A 16,806-nucleotide genomic window follows, 5' to 3' on the forward strand; every position below is an offset into this window, starting at 1 on the left:
GGCAGCCCACCAGTCTACGTGGCCCGCAGCTCAGCTCTTGGCGGCCGGCTGCTTGGGGCGCTCGTCGACCGGACCGCGGCGCACCGAGCCGGGCGCGTTCCACTCCTGGCGCTTCCTGGCCCGCTTCTTCGCGACCTCGGAGGACTGGAGCTGGTACGGCACCGAGGTCACCATCACGCCGGGCGTGAACAGCAGCCGGCCCTTGAGGCGCAGGGCGCTCTGGTTGTGCAGCAGGTGCTCGTACCAGTGGCCGACCACGTACTCCGGGATGATCACGCTGACCGCGTCCCGCGGGCTTTCGCGGCGGAGGCTCTTGACGTAGTCGATGACCGGGCGGGTGACCTCGCGGTACGGGGAGTCGAGGATCTTCAGCGGGACGTTGATGCCGCGCCGCTCCCACTCGGCCTGCAGCGCCTTGGTCTCGGCCGGGTCGACGTTGATGCTCAGCGCCTCCAGCTTGTCGGAGCGCATCAGCTTGGCGTACGCGACGGCGCGCAGCGTCGGCCGGTGGACCTTGGAGACCAGGACGATCGAGTGCACACGGGAGGGGCGCACGCTGTCGTCGCTCGGCTCGTCGGGTGCGGCGATCTCCTCGGCGACCCGGTCGTAGTGCTTGCGGATCGCGGTCATCGTTCCGTAGAAGATCACCATGCCGAGCAGGGCGACCCAGGCGCCGTGCGTGAACTTGGTGGCGAGGACGACCACCAGCACCAGGCCCGTGAAGAAGGCGCCGAAGGTGTTGATCGCGCGGGAGCGGATCATGTGGCGGCGCTTGGCCTTGTTCCGCTCCGTCCTCAGGTGCCGGTTCCAGTGCCGGACCATGCCGGTCTGGCTGAGCGTGAAGGAGACGAAGACGCCGACGATGTAGAGCTGGATCAGCTTGGTGGAGTCGGCCCCGTAGATCCAGACGAGCAGTATCGCCGCGCCGGCCAGCAGCACGATGCCGTTGGAGAAGGCGAGTCGGTCGCCGCGGGTGTGCAACTGACGCGGCAGGTAGCGGTCCTGGGCGAGGATCGAGCCGAGGAGCGGGAAGCCGTTGTACGCGGTGTTCGCGGCCAGGAACAGCACGAGCGCGGTGGCGGCGGCGAGCAGGACGAAGAAGAACGTGCCGTCGCCGAAGACGGCGGCGGCGACCTGCGAGATCACCGGGTGCTGGACGTAGTCGGCGCCGACCGGGGCGCCGTCGACGATCAGGTCCGTGGCGGGGTTCTCGGCCATCTTGACGTCGGTGGCCATCGCGAGGCCGATGATGCCGCAGAACATGGTGACGGCCAGGCCGCCCATCAGCAGCAGCGTGGTCGCGGCGTTCCTGCTCTTGGGCTTGCGGAAGGCGGGGACGCCGTTGCTGATCGCCTCGACGCCGGTGAGCGCCGCACAGCCGGAGGAGAAGGCGCGCAGCAGGAGGAAGACGAGCGCGAAGCCGGCGAGGCCCTGGTGCTCGGGCTTGATCTCGTAGTCGGCGGTCGGTGCGCGCATGGTGTCGTCGAGGACGATGCCCTTGAAGGCACCCCAGAGGATCATGATGAAGACGCCGGTGACGAAGACGTACGTCGGGATCGCGAAGAGCTTGCCCGACTCCTTCACGCCGCGCAGGTTCATCAGCGTCAGCAGCACGATGATGACGATGGCGCTGAGCACCTTGTGCTCGACGACGAACGGGATGGCCGAGCCGAGGTTCTCCACGCCGGAGGAGATGGAGACGGCGACGGTCAGGACGTAGTCGACGAGCAGCGCGCTGGCGACGGTGAGGCCGGCCTTCGGGCCGAGGTTGGTGTTGGCGACCTCGTAGTCGCCGCCGCCGCTGGGGTAGGCGTGGACGTTCTGCCGGTAGGAGGCGACGACCGTGAACATCAGCACCACGACCGCCGCGGCGATCCAGGGGCTGAAGTGGTACGCCGACACACCCGCGATGGACAGGACCAGCAGGACTTCGCCAGGGGCGTACGCCACAGAGGAGAGCGGGTCGGAGGCGAAGACGGGGAGTGCAACGCGCTTGGGGAGGAGTGTTTCCCCCAGCCTGTCGCTGCGCAGCGCCCGGCCGATCAGGATCCGTTTGGGCACGTCGGTCAGTTTGGACACGGGGAGGATCGTAAGCGTTCGAAATGAGTCATGCCCACTTCCCACCCGGGCCTTAACGGAATCCTGTCTCCCCGTGACGCCCGGGTCCAAGGGGCGACCGCGCGTGTTTAGCTAGGGCGGCGGTCTGAGACCCTGGAGGGCCTTGACAGCGAGACAGGATCAGTGACAGCCGGAAGGACGGTCGTGCACATCGTCATCATGGGGTGCGGGCGAGTGGGAGCCGCCCTCGCGCAGACCCTGGAGCAGCAGGGGCACACGGTCGCCGTCGTCGACCAGGACCCCACGGCCTTCCGTCGCCTGGGATCGGGATTCGGCGGCCGCCGCGTCACCGGAGTCGGCTTCGACCAGGACACCCTGCGCGAGGCGGGGATCGAGGAAGCGGGCGCGTTCGCCGCGGTCAGCAGCGGCGACAACTCGAACATCATCGCGGCCCGGGTGGCGCGGGAGATGTTCGGCATCGAGAACGTGGCCGCGCGAATCTACGACCCGCGCCGCGCGGAGGTCTACCAGCGCCTGGGCATTCCGACGGTCGCGACGGTCCGCTGGACCGCCGACCAGATGCTGCGGCGGCTGCTGCCGTCGGGCGCGGAGCCGCTGTGGCGCGATCCGAGCGGCGGAGTGCAGCTGGCGGAGGTCCACACGTCGCCGGCGTGGATCGGCCACAAGGTCAGCAGGCTGCAGGAGGAGACGGGCGTACGTGTCGCGTTCCTCACCCGGCTGGGCGAAGCGGTGCTGCCGACGTCGCAGACCGTCTTGCAGGAGGGCGACCTCGTGCACGTGATGATGCGTACGGACGAGATCGCGAAGGTCGAGGCGGCCTTCGCGGAAGGTCCCGAGGAGGGCGGTCACTGATGCGGGTGGCTATTGCGGGTGCCGGCGCGGTGGGGCGTTCCATCGCGGGCGAGCTGCTGGAGAACGGGCACGAGGTCCTCCTGGTCGACAAGGCCCCGACCGCCATCTCGGTGGAGCGGGTGCCGCAGGCGGAGTGGCTGCTGGCCGACGCGTGCGAGATCACGTCGCTGGACGAGGCGGCGCTGCAGCGCTGCAACGTGGTGATCGCGGCGACGGGCGACGACAAGGTGAACCTGGTCGTGTCGCTGCTCGCGAAGACGGAGTACGGGGTGCCGCGGGTCGTCGCCCGGGTGAACAACCCCAAGAACGAGTGGCTCTTCAACGAGTCCTGGGGCGTGGACGTGGCCGTGTCCACCCCCCGCCTGATGTCGGCGCTGGTGGAGGAGGCGGTGAGCGTGGGCGACCTGGTGCGTCTCCTGCGCTTCAGCCACGGCGACGCGAACCTGGTCGAGCTGACGCTGCCGCCGGAGTCGGCGCTGGCGGGTACGCAGGTGGGCGACGTGGCATGGCCGGAGGACACGTCCCTGGTCACGATCATCCGCGGCCCCCGGGTCCTGACCCCGAGCACGGAGGAGACGCTGGAGGCGGGCGACGAACTGCTGTTCGTGGCGGCCCAGGCGCGCGAGGAGCAACTGGAGGACCTGCTCTCCGTCCGCCGCGAGTCCTGACGACCCGGCGGCACCCTCGCGCATACGGGACGGCCCGGAACCGATCGGTTCCGGGCCGTCCCGTATGCGCGAGCCGTTGAGGCTACGCGTCGCCGCCGTGGGTCTGTGCTGCCGCCTTGCGGGCCTTCTCCGCGCGTTCCTCCGCCTCCATCTCCGCGAAGACGTCGATCGGCGGCGGCGCCTTCGCCAGGAACAGCCAGGTCAGGTACACGGCCAGCAGGAACGGCGGGATCTTGAGAGTGACCAGGACCCAGCCCAGCTGCGTCGTGTCCGCCCACCAGTACAGCGGGAACAGGATCGCGCACTTGGCGAGCAGGATCAGGCCCCAGGCCCAGCTGGCCTTCGCGTACGCCTTCTTGCGGCCGGGGTTGCGGGTGCGCCAGGAGAGGTTCTCCTTGAACACCGGGCCGAGGATCAGGCCGATCAGCGGCACGCCCGCCAGCGTCGTGATGATGTACGCCAGCGCGAGCCCGAGCGTGTAGAGCATGCCCGGCAGGTAGAAGTCCTTCGCGTTGCCGGTCATCATCGCGAAGACGACACCGAAGGCCACGCCGAAGACGCCGCTGAAGGCGTGCTTCACGGTGTCCTTGCGCACCAGCCGGACGGCCACCAGCACCAGCGAGACCGCGAGCGCCGCGATCGCCGAGATGTGCAGGTCCTTGTTGATCGTGTAGATCGTGACGAAGAGCAGGCCCGGCAGGACCGTCTCCACCATGCCGCGCACGCCGCCGAACGCCTCGAACAGCGCCGCCTCGGTGACCGCCTTCGCGTCGGCGGGGCTCTGCGCGCTGTCCTGCTGCTGGTCGTTCGTCGTGGGGGTCGGCTTGTCGACAGACGTCACCGGCTACTCCTGTCCGAGCGGTCGGAGTTCGTATTTGGGATTGAACAGCACCCGGCGGCCGTGGCTCATGGAAATCCGGCCGGACGCGATCAGCCTGCGGCCCGGCTCGATGCCCACGATGGACCGGCGGCCGAGCCAGACGACGTCGAGCGGGGCCGTGCCGTCGAAGAGCTCCGCCTCCAGCGCGGGCACACCGGCCCGCGGACGAAGGGTGACGGTGCGCAAGGTACCAGTGACCCGGACTATCTGGCGGTCACCGCAGTCGCTGATACGGGTGCACCCCGACGCCTGGGCGTCCTCCTGGAGCTCCTCCGACTCGAGATCCTGCTGTGAGCTGGAGAGCCGGTCGAGCATGCGGCGGAAGCGGCCGGCGGGTTTCGACGCCCTGTTGTCCTTCGCCGCGTTCTCGGGACGGGGTACAGCACTCATACAGAAAGCCTACCGGCCCCCCACAGGGGCCGGATCAACGTTCGAAGCGGTACCCCATGCCGGGCTCGGTGACGAAGTGCTTCGGGTGCGAGGGGTCGGCCTCCAGCTTGCGGCGCAGCTGCGCCATGTAGACCCGGAGGTAGTTGGTCTCCGTCCCGTACGAAGGGCCCCATACCTCCTGGAGCAGCTGCTTCTGGCTGACCAGGCGGCCGGTGTTGCGGACGAGGACCTCCAGCAGATGCCACTCGGTGGGCGTGAGGCGTACGTCGCGTCCGTCGCGGTTCACCTTCTTCGCCGCGAGGTCGACGGTGAAGGTCGCGGTCTCGACGGTGACCACCTCCTCGCCGCTGCCGACGGGCTCGGCCCTGCGGACGGCGGCGCGCAGCCGGGCCAGCAGTTCGTCCATGCCGAAGGGTTTGGTGACGTAGTCGTCGGCGCCCGCGTCGAGCGCCTCGACCTTCTCGTCCGAGGAGTGGCGCGCGGAGAGCACCAGGATCGGCACCCTGGTCCAGCCGCGCAGCCCCTTGATGACCTCGACGCCGTCCATGTCGGGCAGGCCGAGGTCGAGAACGACGACATCGGGGTGACGGGCGGCGGCGATGTCGAGCGCGGTCGCGCCGTCGGGGGCCGAGTCCACCTCGTACTTGCGCGCCTTCAGGTTGATGACGAGGGCGCGGACGATCTGCGGCTCGTCGTCGACCACGAGCACCCGGGTCATACCGGTCCGCCTTTCTGCTGAGTGGGCTGGGAGGACTGCGACTGCTGTGCGCGCCGAGGGGCCTTGCCGGGCAGGCGGGCGCCGCGCGCGCCGCGCGGCGTCATGTCGCCGCCCGCGCAGGCAGTCCGGCGGTGCCCTTGCGGCCGTGTCCCGGCGCGGCGCACAGGGTGAGCACCATGGTCATGCCGCCGCCGGGGGTGTCCTCGGCGGTGAGCGTGCCGCCCATGGACTCGACGAAACCCCGGGCGACGGCGAGGCCGAGGCCGACGCCGGCGCCGCGCGGGGCGTCGCCGTAGCGCTGGAACGGCTCGAAGATGCGTTCCTTCTCCTCGTCGGGCACTCCGCTGCCGCGGTCGGCGACCCGCAGTTCGACCCGTTCCCCGAGAGCGCTGGCCGCGACGGTGACGGGGGTGCCGGCGGGGCTGTACTTGACGGCGTTCTCGACGATGTTGGCCACCGCCCGCTCCAGCAGTCCGCGGTCGACGGCCACCATGGGCAGCGACTCGGGGATGTCGAGGACGACGCTCTCCGGCGGTACGCCGGCCAGGGCGAGCGGGATCACCTCGTCGAGACTCGTCTCGCGGATCAGCGGGGTGACGGTGCCGGTCTGCAGACGCGACATGTCGAGCAGGTTGCCGACCAGGTGGTCGAGCCGGTCCGCGCCGTCCTCGATGCCGGCGAGCAGCTCGGCCTCGTCGTCCTCGGACCAGGCGACGTCGTCGGACCGGAGCGAGGAGACCGCCGCCTTGATCCCAGCGAGCGGGGTGCGCAGGTCGTGGCTGACGGCGGCGAGCAGTGCGGTGCGGATGCGGTTGCCCTCGGCGAGCGCCCGGGCCGCCTCCGCCTCCCCCACCAGGCGCTGGCGGTCGAGGACGACCGCGGCCTGGGTGGCGAACGCGGCGAGCACCCGGCGGTCCTCGGCGGGCAGTACGCGGCCGGAGAGAGCCAGCGCCATGTGGTCGCCGACGGGCATGTCCACGTCCGCGTCCTCGGGGCGGGCCGCGGGATCGGGTCCAGCGCTCGCCGTGCACGTCCACGGCTCGATGTCGCCGGCGCGCTCCAGGAGGGCCACGGACTCCATCGCGAAGGTCTCCCGGACCCGTTCGAGGAGTGCGTCGAGCGCGGTCTCGCCGCGCAGCACGCTGCCGGCGAGGAAGGAGAGGATCTCCGACTCGGCCCGCAGCCGGGCCGCCTGATGGGTGCGGCGGGCGGCGAGGTCCACGACGGAGGCGACCGCCACGGCCACCGCGAAGAAGATCACGATGGCGACGAGGTTGTGCGGCTCGGCGATGTCGAGGGTGTGGGTGGGCGGCGTGAAGTAGTAGTTGAGCAGCAGTGATCCGACGGCGGCGGAGGCGAGCGCGGGCAGCAGTCCGCCGATCAGTGCCGCCGCGACCGTGAGGAAGAGGAACAGCAGGACGTCGTTGGCGAGACCGGGGCCGTTCTCCATGCCCGTCAGCACCAGGGCCAGCAGCACGGGCGCGACGACGCCGGCGGCCCAGCCCGCCGCGATCCGGGAGCGGCCGAGCCGGGCGCCACGGGCACCGGGCAGGCCGCGCCCCTTGCCGGCCTCGTCGTGGGTGACGATGTGGACGTCGAGGTCGGGCCAGGAGTCGCGGGCCACGGTCGCCCCGACGCCGGGGCCGAAGAGGTACTGCCAGGACTTGCGGCGGCTGGAGCCGAGGACGACCTGGGTGGCGTTGACCCCGCGTGCGAACTCCAGCAGCGCGGAGGGCACGTCGTCGCCGATCACGTGGTGGAAGGTGCCGCCGAGGTCCTCGACCAGCGTGCGCTGGACGGCGAGTTCCTTGGGGGAGGCGGAGGTCAGCCCGTCGCTGCGGGCGATGTAGACGGCGAGGATCTCGCTGCCCGAGCCCTTGGCCGCCATCCGGGACGCGCGGCGGATCAGGGTGCGGCCCTCGGGTCCGCCGGTGAGACCGACGACGATGCGTTCGCGTGCCTGCCAGGTGGAGCGGATGTTGTGCTCGCCCCGGTACTGCTGGAGGTATTCGTCGACCCGGTCGGCGAGCCAGAGCAGGGCCAGCTCGCGCAGTGCGGTGAGGTTGCCGGGGCGGAAGTAGTTGGACAGGGCGGCGTCCACCCGGTCCGGCTTGTAGATGTTGCCGTGCGCCATCCGGCGGCGCAGCGCCTGAGGCGCCATGTCGACGAGTTCGATCTGGTCGGCTCTGCGGACCACCTCGTCGGGGACCGTCTCCGGCTGCCGTACGCCGGTGATCGATTCGACGACGTCGCCGAGCGATTCGAGGTGCTGGATGTTGACGGTCGATATGACGTCTATGCCGGCGGCGAGCAGCTCCTCGACGTCCTGCCAGCGCTTGGCGTTGCGGGAGCCCGGCACGTTGGTGTGGGCGAGTTCGTCGACGAGGGCGACCGCGGGGCGGCGCTCCAGCACGGCGTCGACGTCCATCTCGCTGAAGGCGGCGCCGGGGTGGGTGATCTCGCGGCGTGGCACCTGCTCCAGTCCGTGGAGCAGCTCCTCGGAGCGCGGCCGGTCGTAGTGCTCCACGAACGCGACGACGCAGTCCGTGCCGCGTTCCACGCGGCGGTGCGCCTCGGAGAGCATCGCGTACGTCTTGCCGACTCCGGGTGCCGCACCCAGGTAGATCCGAAGCTTGCCGCGTCCCATGGCCCCATTGTCTTCTCTGTGCCGCGTCACGCGGCGGCGTCGGCCGCTGCCCGCGCAGCGTCGACCTTACGTCGAACCGAGGGGGTGAAAGGGACGCCGGAGGACTCCCCGGTGCGTATTGACGCGATTCTGACGCGCCCGGCCCGTGCCGGCCGCGGCCCGTCAGTGCTCGACGATCTCCCCGTCGCGCAGTTCCAGCACCCGGTCCGCGAGGTCGAGCAGCTGGGCGTCGTGCGTGGCGACCAGGGCGGTGACCCCCTCGCTGCGCACGACGGCGCGCAGGAGCTCCATCACCGACAGCCCCGTCTCGGCGTCCAGCTGGCCCGTCGGTTCGTCGGCGATCAGCAGGGCGGGGCGATTGGCGAGGGCCCTCGCGATGGCGACGCGCTGCTGCTGGCCGCCGGAGAGCTCGCCGGGGCGCTGGGCCGCGTGGTCGGCGAGGCCGACGAGGGCGAGCATCAGCTGCACCCGCTCCTCCCGCTCGCGCGGATCCGCCTTGCGCAGGCGCAGGGGCACGCCCACGTTCTCGGCCGCGCTCAGGATCGGGATCAGACCGAAGGACTGGAAGATGAAGCCGATCCGGTCCCGGCGCAGCTCCAGGAGGCCGTTCTCGCCGAGCCCCGACAGGTCGATGCCGTCGACGGTGATCCGGCCCTCGTCCGGGGAGTCGAGTCCGCCGACGAGGTTGAGGAGCGTGGTCTTGCCGGAGCCCGAACGGCCCTTGAGGGCGACGAGTTCGCCGCGGGGGATCTGGAAGGAGACGCCGCGGAGCGCGTGCACGGCCGCGGCGCCGGTGCCGTACGACCGGCGCAGGTTCTCCACCCGCACCATCGGTGCGCCGGCCCGGTCACCGATGACGGCGGTGCCGCCGTGCGCGCTGCTGCTCTCGGTCATGCGTTCCCCCGTACGTCCTGAGCCTCCGGGCCACAGTATGTGCAGGGGCCATGCGGACGGGCAACGGCCGTGCGCGGAAAGGCGCGTGGGCCGCGGTTCCCTCGGAGGGGAATCGCGGCCCGCGCGCCCTTGTACGTCTGTCAGCGGACCTCGGTGATCTCGGGTCCGCGCTGGAGCTGGCCCATGCCTCCGGAGAAGCGGGATCCTTCCTGCGCCTCCTGCTGGACGCCCTCGGGCACCATCTGGGCGTCGTCCGGCAGCTTGAGGACGATCGGGTCGCGGGGCGCCATCGGGCCGTCGCCGCGCACGACGACGGTGTCCCGGAAGATCTGCTCCAGCAGACCGGCGGCCTGCGGCTGCACCGCGGCCTGCCCGGAGATCACGCCGCGCAGGAACCAGCGGGGGCCGTCGACACCGACGAAGCGGACGAGCTGTACGCCGCCCGTGCCGTCGGGCAGCTGCACGGGCACCTGCGCCCGCAGCTCCCAGCCGAGCGGACCCTCGACCTCGTCGATGATCCCGCCCTGCTGCGTGATGCCGGAGGCGATCTCCTCCCGGACCTCGCCCCAGATGCCTTCCTTCTTGGGCGCCGCGAAGGCCTGCAGCTGGATGGCGCTGTCGCGCAGCACGACCGTGGCGGCGACGATCGCGTCGCCGGCGACCTCGACGCGCAGCTCCATGCCCTCGACCCCGGGCACGAAAAGTCCGCCCAGGTCGACCCGGCCGTCGCCGGGCCTGGAGACCTCGGAGACGTCCCAGGGGCCGTCGGGCCGGGGCGCCGGCGGGAGGTTCACCCTGCGGGGCGCGCTCTCCTCGGCATCGGTGCCGAGCTCGTCCGACTGGTCGGCGACTCGCTCGGCCTCGCCCGCCGCCGTGTCCCCGGCGGAACCACTCTTCTTGCGACGTCCGAACACGTCACTGTCCTTCCCGGTCGGATACGACCGAAGCGTATCGATTCCCACCCGTAGTGCCGTCCACGGCGGCGTGACCGCCGGTGGACCCGAAGCCCCCCTCGGCCCGCGCCGAGCCGGGAAGCTCCGCCACCTCGTGGAAGCGCACCTTCTCGACCTGCTGGACGACCAGTTGGGCAATCCGGTCGAACCTTTCGAACCGCACGCTCTCGCGCGGGTCCAGATTGACCACGATCACCTTGATCTCCCCACGGTACCCGGCATCCACCGTCCCCGGGGCATTCACGAGGGCCACTCCGCAGCGCGCGGCGAGACCCGAGCGCGGATGCACGAAGGCCGCGTACCCGTCGGGCAGCGCGATGGACACTCCCGTGGGCACAACGGCGCGTTCGCCGGGGGCCAGCTCGATTGCCTCGCAGGTCACGAGATCGGCGCCGGCGTCGCCGGGGTGCCCGTACGCCGGGAGCGGGACCTCGGGGTCCACACGGCGGATCAGTACGTCGACGGGTTCACGCATCAGGGGTTCACCTCGAAGGCGCGGGCGCGCCTGATCTGGTCGGGGTCGGCCATGGCGGCCCGGATCTCCTCGGCACGGCCGTTGTCGATGAAGTGGTCGACCTTGACCTCGATGAACAGCGCACCCGCGCGGACGGCCACCGGTCCGTCCGGGCCGCCGATCCGGCCGGTGGCACGCGAGTAGATCTTGCGCCCGGCGACGGCGGTGACCTCGGCGTCGAGGTGCAGCACGGTGCCGACGGGCACGGGGCGCACGAAGTCGGTCTCCAGCTTGCCGGTCACGGCGATCACGCGCAGCAGCCAGTTCAGCGAGCCCAGCGTCTCGTCCAGCGCGGTGGCGAGGACCCCGCCGTGGGCGAGGCCCGGTGCGCCCTGGTGTGCGGGCCTGACGGTGAACTCGGCGGTGACGCGTACGCCCTCCTGGGCCCGGGCGGCCAGGTGCAGCCCGTGGGGCTGGGCACCGCCGCAGCCGAAGCAGTGGTCGTAGTGCGCGCCGAGGAGCTCGCCGGGGGCCGGGGCGTCGGGGTGCCGGACCGGTGCCGCGGCGTCGGCGGGCGGGGTCAGCGCCGTGGAGCCGGCCGGGGGGCCGGGCGTCGCCGCCTGGGGGTTCGCGTTACTCACAGGCGCAGACCTTACCCGCGCGGATACCCGCCGGTCGCGCCGTGCCAAGCTTGGATTCATGCAGCCTTCCGCCCCGCAGTACTCAGAACGCCTGACCGTGCCCCGTTCGTGGTGGGTCGTCACCGCTCTCGCCGGCGTCAGCGGCGGTCTGGTCGCGCTGCCGCTGGGGACGCTGCCGATGCTCGGCGGTCTGATCGGGGCGGCGGCACTCGCGGGGGCTCTGGTCAGCTCGTACGGCTCGGCCCGCATTCGCGTGGTGGCCGGCTCGCTGGTCGCCGGTGACGCGCGGATCCCGGTGTCGGCGCTCGGCACGCCCGAGGTGCTGGATCCGCAGGAGGCGCGTGCCTGGCGGTCGCACAAGGCGGATCCGCGGGCGTTCATGCTGCTGCGCAGCTATGTGCCGACGGCGCTGCGCATCGAGGTCACCGACCCGGCTGACCCGACGCCGTACGTCTACCTGTCGACGCGGCACCCGCAGGAGCTGGCGGCGGCTGTGACAGCCGTCCGCGCGGCCTGAACGGGCCTCCGAGCGGGTCGCTCAGCGCTCCGACGAGGGCGGGAGTCGCCGGGTCTCCCCCAGTACCTCCCCGGGCAGCGCGTCCTTCGGCTGCTCGAGCGGCGGGAGCTGCGGCAGGGCATCCCAGGGCACCTGCCTCCTGCGCAGGTCCGCGCGGATGTGGTCGGCGAGCTTCCGGGTGTCGCGGCGGTTCATCACCGCGCCGACGGCGGCTCCGACCAGGAACGGCGTGAGGCTGGGCAGGTTGCGCACCATGCGCTTCATGATCTGCTGGCGCAGCTGGCGCTTGAGCTGGCTGCCCATGGACGCGTTGTACGTCGACGGCTTGGTCACGTCGATCCCGCGCTCGGACGACCAGGAGTTCAGATACGCGGTGCTGCGGGCCTTGAGGCCGCCCGGCGGGCGCAGCCCGTAGACCTCGTGGAGCTCGGCGACGAGCTTGAGCTCGATCGCTCCGACGCCCAGGACCTCCGCGGCCAGCTCGGTCGGCATGGCGGGCGGCACGGGCAGCATCGCGGCGGCGCCGACACCGGCGCCGACGGTGGACGTCGCGTTGGCCGCGCCCATGACGAGCTTGTCGGCGAGCTCCTCGGGGCCGAGCCCGGGGAACTGCCTGCGCAGCGTGTAGAGGTCACGGACCGGGACGCGCGGCGCGTTCTCGATGAAGCGGTCGGTGAGGCGGGCCAGCGCCGCCTTGGCGCCCTGTCGTGTCTTCACCAGCGAGACCCTGGCGGTCGCACCGCCCCAGGCGACGCCCTGCCGCACCGCGGCCAGGCGACGCCCCGCCCGGCCCGCCGCTTCGAGCGAGGCCGAGCGGCCTCGCTCCACGTCGTGACCTGCGCCGTGCGGCAGCAGGGCGGCATCGTGCTCGGTGGACGCCGTGGCGTCCTGCGCCGGGCCCGAACCGCCCTGGTGCGCCTCCGGCGGCTTCTGACGCCGAAAGCGCCGCTTCCTGGACGGTGTCTCGCCTGCCACTGGCGACCTGCCCTCAGTCGCAGTCGCGGCAGATCGGCTGGCCGTTCTTCTCACGCGCCAGCTGGCTGCGGTGGTGCACGAGGAAGCAGCTCATGCAGGTGAACTCGTCGGCCTGCTTCGGCAGGACCCGTACAGCCAGCTCCTCGTTGGACAGGTCGGCTCCGGGGAGCTCCATGCCCTCCGCGGCGTCGAACTCGTCGACGTCGACGGTGGAGGTGGACTTGTCGTTCCGCCGGGCCTTCAGTTCCTCAAGGCTGTCCGAATCGACGTCGTCGTCGGTCTTGCGTGGGGTGTCGTAATCCGTTGCCATGTCGCTCTCCCCCTCTGGGTGTCTGCGGTGTCTCCAGCGCACGTAACGCGTGAGAGGCCGGACTTGTGCCCGACCTGAGGCGGAGATTTTGCCTCACATCAAGGTCTGTTACTCAATCGACACCCAACCGGACCCCTCAAGAGTGATCGGGTTGGACGGCGATGGGGACCGTACACGGTCCGCGGGACGCGCTGCACAGGCGCCACCCCGTGTACTTCCCGTGATCCCACCCCCCGGAAACTCAGACTTTGTCCGGCTTTCCGGCAGGATGTGCGGTCACGGAGAGTATATGGCCTGAAAATCGCTTCTGTGATCGATCGCACAACAGCGCCTTCGGGAGTGGGTCCCGAAAATTCCGCTTAAAGCGAACGTCCTTCAGCAGGTCAGACCGGCAGGGTGACACGCATCACAAGCCCACCACCCTCCCGGGGCTCCGCGATGATACGGCCCCCGTGGGCGCGCGCGACGGAGCGGGCGATGGAAAGGCCCAGGCCGACGCCCTTGTCGCTGCCCGTCCGCTCCTGCCGCAGCCTTCTGAACGGCTCGAAGAGGTTGTCGATCTCGTACGCGGGAACCACCGGGCCCGTGTTCGACACGACCAGGACGGCCTGGCCCTGCTGGACCTCCGTCGAGACCTCCACCCAGCCGCCGTCCTCCACGTTGTAGCGAACGCCGTTCTGCACGAGGTTCAGCGCGATCCGCTCCAGCAGCACGCCGTTGCCCTGCACCACGGCGGGGGCCCGCTCCCCGCGGATCTCCACGCCCTGCGCGTCGGCCTCGGCCCGCACCTGGTCGATGGCGCGCGCGGCGACCTCGGCCAGGTCGACCGGCTTGCGCTCGACGATCTGGTTGTCGCTGCGGGCGAGCAGCAACAGGCCCTCCACGAGCTGCTCGCTGCGCTCGTTGGTGGCCAGCAGCGTCTTGCCGAGCTGCTGGAGCTCCACGGGCGCTCCAGGGTCCGAGAGGTGGACCTCCAGGAGGGTGCGGTTGATCGCCAGCGGGGTGCGCAGCTCGTGCGAGGCGTTGGCGACGAACCGCTGCTGGGCGGTGAAGGCCCGCTCCAGACGGTCCAGCATCTCGTCGAAGGTGTCGGCGAGCTCCTTCAGCTCGTCGTCCGGTCCGTCCAGCTCGATCCGGCGGGTCAGGTCCGAGCCGGCCACCTGGCGGGCGGTACGGGTGATGCGGCCGAGCGGCGACAGGACCCGCCCCGCCATTGCGTAGCCGAAGGCGAAGGCGATGATGCTCAGCCCGAGCAGGGCGAACAGCGAGCGGCGCAGCAGGTCGTCCAGGGCCAGCTCGCGCTGGTGCGCGAAGCACGACTTCAGGGCGGCGTTGGCCTCGTCGGCCGACAGGCCCGTGGTCAGCGCCTCGCAGGAGTTGTCGGTCAGCTGGATCTTGCTCTCCGGCAGCAGCTTGAACGGAAGCCCGCTCCCGTCGTGCAGCGCCTGCGCGGTGAACAGATAGATGATCGACAGCAGCAGGATGCCCGCGATCAGGAACATCCCGCCGTACAGCAGGGTGAGCCGTATCCGGATGGTCGGGCGCAGCCACGGCCGCACCGGCTCCCTGGGGTCCCAGGTCGGTTTCGGTGGCGCCTCGGGGGGCGCGGGGACGGAGGCCATGCGGATCAGATCCGGTAGCCGGAGCCGGGCACGGTGACAATCACCGGCGGCTCGCCGAGCTTGCGGCGCAAGGTCATCACGGTCACGCGCACGACGTTGGTGAACGGGTCGGTGTTCTCGTCCCAGGCCTTCTCCAGCAGCTGCTCGGCCGAGACCACGGCGCCCTCGCTGCGCATCAGGACCTCCAGCACGGCGAACTCCTTCGGCGCGAGCTGGATCTCCTTCCCGTCCCGGAACACCTCACGGCGGTTCGGGTCGAGCTTGATCCCGGCGCGCTCCAGCACCGGGGGCAGCGGCACGGTCGTCCGCCGGCCGAGCGCGCGGACGCGGGCCGTGAGCTCGCTGAACGCGAACGGCTTGGGCAGGTAGTCGTCGGCGCCCAGCTCCAGGCCCTCCACGCGGTCGCTGACGTCCCCCGACGCGGTGAGCATCAGCACACGGGTCGGCATGCCCAGCTCGACGATCTTGCGGCAGACATCGTCGCCGTGCACGAGCGGGAGGTCACGGTCGAGGACCACCACGTCGTAGTCGTTGACCTCGATGCGCTCCAGGGCCGCCGCGCCGTCGTACACGACGTCGACGGCCATGGCCTCCCGGCGCAGCCCGGTGGCCACCGCATCGGCGAGCAGCTGCTCGTCCTCGACGACGAGTACGCGCACGTCGCTGTTCCTTCCTCCGAGCCCGTCCGGCGACGGGCAGGCCTTTGCACTGGCTGTGCGCATACATCCTGCCCGTTACGCGCGTAAACCGGCTGTAAGGCGGAATCCCGTTGCAAGAGCATCGGCGAATGAACCCGATTCCCGGGACAGTTGAGGTTTCCCTGAGGAAACGGGTGGGGAAGACGTCTGCACACCCACGATCACGCCTTGTAGTGGCGCAGCACGACCTGTTCCAGGGTTGATCACCCGCCTCTCGCCCCGGCGAGGGGGACCCCAGCCAGGCACACCCCCGTGCCACCGACCTAGCCGAGGGGGCGCATCATGGACGCTTTCACCGCGGGACTTCTGCAGCGCATAAAGGCTGCGGAGACCGACCTGACGATGGCGCGCGAGACGGGCGACGACTTCCTCGCCGACGTCGAGCTGGCCGAGCTGGAGGACCTGCGCCGGCTCGCCGCCGAGCACGGCGTCGAGGTCAGCGCGGCGTAGCACCGCTCCGAGCAGCACAAGGAACCCCGGCACCGCAGGACGGCGCCGGGGTTCTGTTTTTTCGTGGCTCGGCTCACCTCCGGGGCGCCTAAGACGGCGTCGACGATCGATCGTGCTCGGTCCTCGTTCCTCGGACCTCCGCGCTCCCCCAGCTACCGCTGGGAGGTGCCCCCATCCCTTTCGACGCCGCCGCGCCCCTTCGGCTCACTCGCCTCACCAGGCAGCCACGAGGCGGGCGAACCGAGCCACCAACAATTCAGTCGTGCCAGGCGCCCAGGTCCTCCAGGAGGGTCTGGAGCGGCTCGAAGACGCCCGGGGTCGCCGCGACCGTCAGGTCGCCGGAGGGGAGCTCGCCGGGGCGGCCGCCCGTGCGCGCGCCCGCCTCACGGGCGATCAGGTCGCCCGCCGCCAGGTCCCAGGGGCTGAGCCCGCGCTCGTAGTAGCCGTCGAGACGGCCCGCGGCCACGTCGCACAGGTCGATGGCCGCCGAGCCGCCGCGACGGATGTCACGCAGTTGGGGGATCAGCCGGTGCGCCACCTCCGCCTGGTGCGTGCGGACGGTCTGGACGTAGTTGAAGCCCGTGGACACCAGCGCCTGGTCCAGCGGCGGCGCCGGCCGGCAGCTCAGCCGCCGCTCGCCCAGGTACGCCCCGTTCCCCAAGGCCGCCTGGAACGTCTCCCCGCGCATCGGCGCCTCGACGACTCCCACGACCGTCTCGCCGTCGCGTTCGGCGGCGATCGACACGGCCCATGTGGGCAGCCCGTACAGGTAGTTGACGGTGCCGTCGAGCGGGTCGATCACCCAGCGCACGCCGCTGGTGCCGCTGCTCGACGCGCCCTCCTCGCCGAGGAAGCCGTCGTCGGGCCGGTGCTCCGACAGATAGCCGGTGATCAGCTTTTCCGCGGCGATGTCCATCTCGGTGACCACGTCGATGGGGCTGGACTTGGTCCGGGCGACCGCCAGGTCGTCCGGCCTGCCGTCCCGCAGCAGCGCGCCCGCCCTGCGGGCGGCTTCGAGGGCGAGGGTGAGCAGTTCGGACGTCAGAGGGTCGGTCACA

At 71.0% G+C, this 16,806-nt stretch carries 18 protein-coding genes; 4 read left to right on the plus strand and 14 right to left on the minus strand.

What is annotated here, in order from left to right; genetic code table 11:
• Positions 1-30 precede the first annotated feature (30 nt).
• Positions 31-2,079: an APC family permease gene (locus tag QFZ82_RS11265; protein ID WP_307713043.1), complete on the minus strand. Its 2,049-nt coding sequence runs from the start codon at positions 2,077-2,079 to the stop codon at positions 31-33.
• A gap of 183 nt (positions 2,080-2,262) precedes the next feature.
• Between QFZ82_RS11265 and QFZ82_RS11270 the strand changes: the two genes are divergently transcribed.
• Both QFZ82_RS11270 and QFZ82_RS11275 read left to right on the plus strand, forming a co-directional pair.
• Positions 2,263-2,931, plus strand: a complete 669-nt coding sequence (locus QFZ82_RS11270) for a TrkA family potassium uptake protein (RefSeq protein WP_177151612.1) — start codon at positions 2,263-2,265, stop codon at positions 2,929-2,931.
• Complete coding sequence (locus QFZ82_RS11275; protein WP_177151613.1) at positions 2,931-3,599, plus strand: TrkA family potassium uptake protein; 669 nt, start codon at positions 2,931-2,933, stop codon at positions 3,597-3,599. Before QFZ82_RS11270 ends, QFZ82_RS11275 begins: the two co-directional genes overlap by 1 nt.
• Positions 3,600-3,681: 82 nt before the next feature.
• Here QFZ82_RS11275 and QFZ82_RS11280 read toward each other — a convergent pair whose 3' ends face one another.
• The 8 genes from QFZ82_RS11280 to QFZ82_RS11315 form a co-directional block, all read right to left on the minus strand.
• Positions 3,682-4,440 (minus strand): DUF3159 domain-containing protein, encoded by a 759-nt coding sequence (locus QFZ82_RS11280; RefSeq protein ID WP_307713045.1) that lies wholly within the window; start codon positions 4,438-4,440, stop codon positions 3,682-3,684.
• 3 nt (positions 4,441-4,443) lie between these two features.
• Complete coding sequence (locus tag QFZ82_RS11285) at positions 4,444-4,869, minus strand: OB-fold nucleic acid binding domain-containing protein (RefSeq protein WP_177151615.1); 426 nt, start codon at positions 4,867-4,869, stop codon at positions 4,444-4,446.
• Between the two features lie 34 nt (positions 4,870-4,903).
• A complete protein-coding gene (locus tag QFZ82_RS11290) occupies positions 4,904-5,587 on the minus strand; it encodes a response regulator (RefSeq protein WP_307713046.1) in 684 nt (227 codons plus the stop codon).
• A gap of 100 nt (positions 5,588-5,687) precedes the next feature.
• Positions 5,688-8,234 (minus strand): sensor histidine kinase KdpD, encoded by a 2,547-nt coding sequence (locus QFZ82_RS11295; protein ID WP_307713047.1) that lies wholly within the window; start codon positions 8,232-8,234, stop codon positions 5,688-5,690.
• A gap of 162 nt (positions 8,235-8,396) precedes the next feature.
• Complete coding sequence (locus QFZ82_RS11300) at positions 8,397-9,128, minus strand: ABC transporter ATP-binding protein (RefSeq protein WP_307713048.1); 732 nt, start codon at positions 9,126-9,128, stop codon at positions 8,397-8,399.
• Positions 9,129-9,268: 140 nt separating this feature from the next.
• Positions 9,269-10,042: a DUF3710 domain-containing protein gene (locus QFZ82_RS11305; protein ID WP_307713049.1), complete on the minus strand. Its 774-nt coding sequence runs from the start codon at positions 10,040-10,042 to the stop codon at positions 9,269-9,271.
• Position 10,043: 1 nt separating this feature from the next.
• Positions 10,044-10,556: a dUTP diphosphatase gene (gene dut, locus QFZ82_RS11310; RefSeq protein ID WP_307713050.1), complete on the minus strand. Its 513-nt coding sequence runs from the start codon at positions 10,554-10,556 to the stop codon at positions 10,044-10,046.
• Positions 10,556-11,176, minus strand: a complete 621-nt coding sequence (locus QFZ82_RS11315) for a PaaI family thioesterase (RefSeq protein WP_307713051.1) — start codon at positions 11,174-11,176, stop codon at positions 10,556-10,558. Before QFZ82_RS11315 ends, dut begins: the two co-directional genes overlap by 1 nt.
• 58 nt (positions 11,177-11,234) lie before the next feature.
• Here QFZ82_RS11315 and QFZ82_RS11320 point away from each other — a divergent pair, with 58 nt between their 5' ends.
• Positions 11,235-11,693: a DUF3093 domain-containing protein gene (locus tag QFZ82_RS11320; RefSeq protein ID WP_307713052.1), complete on the plus strand. Its 459-nt coding sequence runs from the start codon at positions 11,235-11,237 to the stop codon at positions 11,691-11,693.
• A 21-nt stretch (positions 11,694-11,714) separates the two neighbouring features.
• Here QFZ82_RS11320 and QFZ82_RS11325 read toward each other — a convergent pair whose 3' ends face one another.
• From QFZ82_RS11325 to QFZ82_RS11340, 4 genes are all read right to left on the minus strand, one after another.
• The gene (locus QFZ82_RS11325; RefSeq protein WP_307713053.1) at positions 11,715-12,668 is read right to left on the minus strand and encodes a hypothetical protein; all 954 of its coding nucleotides are present in this window, start codon (positions 12,666-12,668) and stop codon (positions 11,715-11,717) included.
• Between the two features lie 13 nt (positions 12,669-12,681).
• Positions 12,682-12,978, minus strand: a complete 297-nt coding sequence (locus QFZ82_RS11330; RefSeq protein ID WP_018848140.1) for a DUF4193 domain-containing protein — start codon at positions 12,976-12,978, stop codon at positions 12,682-12,684.
• 383 nt (positions 12,979-13,361) lie between these two features.
• Positions 13,362-14,600: a cell wall metabolism sensor histidine kinase WalK gene (locus tag QFZ82_RS11335; RefSeq protein WP_307713054.1), complete on the minus strand. Its 1,239-nt coding sequence runs from the start codon at positions 14,598-14,600 to the stop codon at positions 13,362-13,364.
• 5 nt (positions 14,601-14,605) lie between these two features.
• Positions 14,606-15,259: a response regulator transcription factor gene (locus QFZ82_RS11340; protein WP_307713055.1), complete on the minus strand. Its 654-nt coding sequence runs from the start codon at positions 15,257-15,259 to the stop codon at positions 14,606-14,608.
• A 321-nt stretch (positions 15,260-15,580) separates the two neighbouring features.
• Here QFZ82_RS11340 and QFZ82_RS11345 point away from each other — a divergent pair, with 321 nt between their 5' ends.
• Entirely contained in the window at positions 15,581-15,748 is a 168-nt protein-coding gene (locus tag QFZ82_RS11345; RefSeq protein WP_307713056.1) for a hypothetical protein, read from the plus strand.
• A gap of 256 nt (positions 15,749-16,004) precedes the next feature.
• On the opposite strand, the gene QFZ82_RS11350 is transcribed toward QFZ82_RS11345, so the two are convergent.
• Positions 16,005-16,805, minus strand: coding sequence for an inositol monophosphatase family protein (locus QFZ82_RS11350; RefSeq protein ID WP_307713057.1), 801 nt, complete (start codon positions 16,803-16,805; stop codon positions 16,005-16,007).
• Position 16,806 lies beyond the last annotated feature (1 nt).

Source organism: Streptomyces sp. V4I23 (assembly GCF_030817975.1).
Classification (GTDB): domain Bacteria; phylum Actinomycetota; class Actinomycetes; order Streptomycetales; family Streptomycetaceae; genus Streptomyces.

Excerpts from the sequence above, each read along its gene's own strand:
- QFZ82_RS11330 (WP_018848140.1), bottom strand. The coding sequence starts at position 12,978 with ATGGCAACGGATTACGACACCCCACGCAAGACCGACGACGACGTCGAT.
- QFZ82_RS11275 (WP_177151613.1), top strand. The coding sequence starts at position 2,931 with ATGCGGGTGGCTATTGCGGGTGCCGGCGCGGTGGGGCGTTCCATCGCG.
- QFZ82_RS11300 (WP_307713048.1), bottom strand. The coding sequence starts at position 9,128 with ATGACCGAGAGCAGCAGCGCGCACGGCGGCACCGCCGTCATCGGTGAC.
- QFZ82_RS11295 (WP_307713047.1), bottom strand. The coding sequence starts at position 8,234 with ATGGGACGCGGCAAGCTTCGGATCTACCTGGGTGCGGCACCCGGAGTC.
- QFZ82_RS11285 (WP_177151615.1), bottom strand. The coding sequence starts at position 4,869 with ATGAGTGCTGTACCCCGTCCCGAGAACGCGGCGAAGGACAACAGGGCG.
- QFZ82_RS11320 (WP_307713052.1), top strand. The coding sequence starts at position 11,235 with ATGCAGCCTTCCGCCCCGCAGTACTCAGAACGCCTGACCGTGCCCCGT.
- dut (WP_307713050.1), bottom strand. The coding sequence starts at position 10,556 with ATGCGTGAACCCGTCGACGTACTGATCCGCCGTGTGGACCCCGAGGTC.
- QFZ82_RS11335 (WP_307713054.1), bottom strand. The coding sequence starts at position 14,600 with ATGGCCTCCGTCCCCGCGCCCCCCGAGGCGCCACCGAAACCGACCTGG.
- QFZ82_RS11345 (WP_307713056.1), top strand. The coding sequence starts at position 15,581 with ATGGACGCTTTCACCGCGGGACTTCTGCAGCGCATAAAGGCTGCGGAG.
- QFZ82_RS11290 (WP_307713046.1), bottom strand. The coding sequence starts at position 5,587 with ATGACCCGGGTGCTCGTGGTCGACGACGAGCCGCAGATCGTCCGCGCC.